Origin of the sequence: Methylocaldum sp., from assembly GCF_039794385.1 — a bacterium.
GTDB lineage: Bacteria > Pseudomonadota > Gammaproteobacteria > Methylococcales > Methylococcaceae > Methylocaldum.
Map to the genome: position 1 here is coordinate 1 of NZ_JBDIVO010000400.1, position 3853 is coordinate 3853.

General features: G+C 59.1%; 5 protein-coding genes. 1 reads left to right on the plus strand and 4 read right to left on the minus strand.

Features of this window, described 5'->3' with window-relative positions; translation table 11 throughout:
- On the plus strand, window positions 1–639 hold a 639-nt coding region (locus tag ABJK70_RS21550; RefSeq protein ID WP_347259083.1), incomplete at its 5' end, for a HisA/HisF-related TIM barrel protein.
- Window positions 640–722: 83 nt separating this feature from the next.
- On the opposite strand, the gene fae is transcribed toward ABJK70_RS21550, so the two are convergent.
- From fae to mch, 4 genes are all read right to left on the minus strand, one after another.
- Window positions 723–1235: a formaldehyde-activating enzyme gene (gene fae, locus ABJK70_RS21555; RefSeq protein ID WP_077732049.1), complete on the minus strand. Its 513-nt coding sequence runs from the start codon at window positions 1233–1235 to the stop codon at window positions 723–725.
- A 107-nt stretch (window positions 1236–1342) separates the two neighbouring features.
- The gene (locus ABJK70_RS21560) at window positions 1343–2230 is read right to left on the minus strand and encodes a triphosphoribosyl-dephospho-CoA synthase (RefSeq protein WP_133717977.1); all 888 of its coding nucleotides are present in this window, start codon (window positions 2228–2230) and stop codon (window positions 1343–1345) included.
- Window positions 2231–2241: 11 nt separating this feature from the next.
- The gene (locus tag ABJK70_RS21565; RefSeq protein WP_240502624.1) at window positions 2242–3156 is read right to left on the minus strand and encodes a RimK family alpha-L-glutamate ligase; all 915 of its coding nucleotides are present in this window, start codon (window positions 3154–3156) and stop codon (window positions 2242–2244) included.
- Between the two features lies 1 nt (window position 3157).
- Window positions 3158–3853, minus strand: a 696-nt coding sequence (mch, locus tag ABJK70_RS21570; RefSeq protein ID WP_347259084.1) for a methenyltetrahydromethanopterin cyclohydrolase, incomplete at its 5' end; no start/stop codon positions are given.

Below are 3853 nucleotides of genomic sequence, written 5' to 3' on the forward strand. Positions count from 1 at the left end.
CTGCAAAGCGTGTTGTGTTCGACTCCCGAACCGGAGGCCGTCATACGCGGTTTGCTCGGCTTGTATCCGTTCAAAAGGGTCTATATCGCCGATCTCGATGCGCTCATGGGCAAAGACCCCCAAACTGATTTGGCGGTTGAACTGGAGCGCAGCTTTCCGCAGGTCGAATTCTGGATGGATCGAGGACTGCCACGCCTCAGCGAATTGGAGTCTTTTCCAGTTAAAAAGCACGCCCGATCGGTCGTCGGCAGCGAATCGCTTTCCGAGGAATCTTTGCCGCTTCTGGCCCGTTCATATCCGGACTTCATCTTGTCGCTGGACTTTCTCGGCGACCGCTTGTTAGGGGCTGAGCAACTGCTGTACAGCCCGGAACTTTGGCCGGAAACCGTGATCTTGATGAGTCTCTCCCATGTGGGCAGTACGGCGGGTCCCGACTTCGACCGTTTGGCGTCGTTCAGACGCAAACATCCCCACCGACGCTTCATCGTAGCCGGCGGCGTGCGGGACGAACAAGATCTGATACGGCTTAAATCCATGGAAACGGCCGGCGTGTTGCTAGCCAGCGCCCTGCATTCCGGCACTATTGACTCGCGGCTGATCGGGCGTGTGATCGAGGATTCGGAGGAGGCGGTGACTTGAGGAAAGTCTGAGAATTCGTGACTTACGGACGAAAAAAAAAACGTTGCCCCGGTGCCGGGGCAACGTTTTTTCGACAAGCGCGATTATTTGTGCGCTGCGAAGGGGTGCTCGATCTGACCCTTCTGAGCCACAACTTCGGCTGCCTTCGGCTCGCCGGCAACGGCGCGCTTGATCGCCAGCTTGGTGGCTTCGTAGTTGTAGTCCTGGATTTTCGCGTCGTCTTCAGCCAGCCAGTGGATGAATACGCCTACGCAGACGAAAATGTCGTCGGCTTCGTCGGCAGGAATGGTGCCGTCTTCGACGCAATCGGCCACAGCCATGGCAACGCCGCGCTGTGCAGGCCCGAACATCTGGGTAGCCTGCTTGCCGTTCTTGATGGTGACTTTGTTGAACATGACGGTATTCGGCTTGGCCATCAGGTTCGGCGCGACTACGGCCAACAAGCTGCTGAATCCGTCTTTGTTATTGGTGATGCAGTTGGCGAAAGCCGTCTCTGCGGCGCTGCCGCGCGGACCCATGATCAGGTCGATGTGGGCGATTTCGTTGCCGCCGCCGCACAGAGCCTCACCCACCAACATCTTATTGATTTTCCCCATTGCTAACTCCTCTTTGGTAAAAGAAAAAACTTTCGAAGTAACGACACTGCCATATCCTCCTCCCCAAGCGAAGCATAAAAAATCCCTGTTGTTGTGCCGACGTGCCTCTACGCTTCCAGAAAACAGCCCGTCTTTCGCTTGCGCTGGCCCAGCAACGCTTCCAGGCGCACGGCCAGCAAACACGCTACTGTGAGATCGGCCGTCGTACCCGGATTGATTCCGCCGGACTTGAACTCCGCATCCACTTCTCGGAGGAGCGGCATGACTTGTTCCGGTCTATCGGAAACGGATAACGCCTTATCGATCTGCGCCATTCGGCTGGCAACTATCCCTGTATATCGAGCGCCGAACTTACGCTCGATGTGGCTGTCGGGAATATGCTTGAGTAAGCCTACGAACACCGCCACTGCCGACCATTCTTTATCGCCCCACTGGGACAATTTCCTATGATAACGTGGAATCGCGAAATCAAAAACATCTGCAAAAGAATTAGTGTATTGATAAGCGATGCGATCACGATGTTCCGCAAAACGCATGGCTTCGAGCAAAGTTACCTCCGGCGCGTCGCGAACATCCTGATCCGGAGACTCGCCGAGGCCGCCCGGCTGCGCCAGCCGTATGGCCTTGTAAGTCCAGTCCGCGTCGGCTTGCGTCGTCGCACCGAGAACCCGCCGGAGCGCATCCCTGAGCGTTTCGCCTTCGCGAATCTCCTGAACCGCCTGAAACAGGGGCGCGGCCAGCAGGATGATGCCGAGATTGGTATTGCAGGGGACGACCTCGCGAGTCGCCCGAGTCGCGTGATAGATCTTCTCGCCCAGGGAAAGATCGGAGTCGCACAAGAAAGGCCCGCTGGCCGCGGCGCTACGCCGGAAGTCCTCCACGGTCATATCGTGCGCCTCGGAATAAATGCTGACGTTCCCCGGCTTGAAGGCGCGAAGCTCCGTCTCGCAGGCATCGAGGTAAGCGGACAATAAAGCGTCCCGTTGAATAGGCATCGGAACCGACGTCACCGAACCCGGATTTCCCCGTGAGGCTCGGGGTGACAAAGCGACAGGAAGTCGTCGACCAACAAATCGGCGATCGATACTTTACTGACGCTCTGCAAGCCCTTCCACGCCGGAATGCTGTTGACCTCGAGCACGCTGTACCGACCGTGGTGATCGCGGATGATGTCCACCCCCGCGTAGCCCATGTCCAAAACCTTTACCGCATCCTCCGCCAATCGGCACAGCAGCAGATCGTCGAGACGCACCGGTTCGCAGCGAGCGCCCTGAGCGACGTTGTTCAGCCAGCTCACACCGCATCGCCGCATGGCGGCCACCGCCTTGCCCCTGATGACGAATACGCGGAAGTCGTGGGGCTGTTCACCGCAACTCACGAAACGTTGTAGGTAGAAAACGCCGCTGCTATCGCTCAGCCCCGCCAGGTCCTCCGGCTTTTCATATCGCTGCAAGCCCTGTCCCTGGGAGCCGAACAAAGGTTTGGACACGAGCTGATGGCCCGCGCGCAACTCCCGCTCGGCCAGATCGAGTGCCTCTTCGCGGCTGCCCAGCACCCAGGTGGGCGGCGTCGGTATGCCGGCGCACTGCAACATGAAACTGGTCATGGCCTTGTCCACGGTGCGCTCGACCGCCCGACCGTCGTTGTATACCGGAATCCCGAGCAGCTTCAATGCGTGCAGCACGTCGAGGTAGAAAACGACCTGATCCAGCGACCCGCCCGGCACGCCACGCACGAAAACGCCGTCGGGAAGGCCGTCCTCGAAGCTCGGCAGGAGCACCGGCAAACCGCCGGACTCGAGATTCAGCCGGCAGGCAGTCAAGGACACATAGGAATAGCCATACCCTTTCGCTGCCAATGCCTCGCGAAGTCGTGCGCCGTGCCAGCCCGGATCGTCGGTGATGATCGCGATGCGGCCCAAATTATTCTCCGAAGGACCGTTCCAGGAGCGCTTCGTCGAGCTTGCCGGCATGGAAGCTGCGGCCGGACTCGACTGCCGTGACAATGACGCTGGCTGGGCTGAACAGCATCGGATCGACCTTGAAAAAATCGTACTTGTAATCCTTGAACACCTCGGCAAACGGCCTGCCGTAATCGCGGGAAACCGAACTCGGCAGTTCGTTGGCCAGCATTTCGGCCGCTTCGTCGCTGCCCTTCACGAACAGATGCACGGTACCGCCGAACAGAATGGCGTCGTTGGTGCGCCCCATGGCTTTGACGAAATTGGGATGAGGCGGCGGAACCGGAGCGGTTCCGGTGCCGTCGATGATGTTTCCCAGCGGAAAATGAAGCGAATGGGCCTTGTGCAGGGCGACCTCCAGTACGCGGCCGACGACCTGCATGCTGCCGGCAAGGCTGGAGGTGGGCGTCAGAATGACGTTGACCCCGCTGGCGTCCACTTTGCAGGCCTTGGCGATTTTCTCGATCACCTCGACCGGAGGAACCTTGTCGACCTCCATCACGATGGCCGTCTCCTTGCCGTGGTCGCGATAGCCCAGTTCCTTATAAAGCTCTTCGACAGGCTCTTCGTTGCCGTCCTTGACCTTGGTCGCCATCGCACGCGCCGGGCCCGAACCGAGCGCGTAAAAGGCGCTTTTGCCCTCTCCGTGGGACAGGCT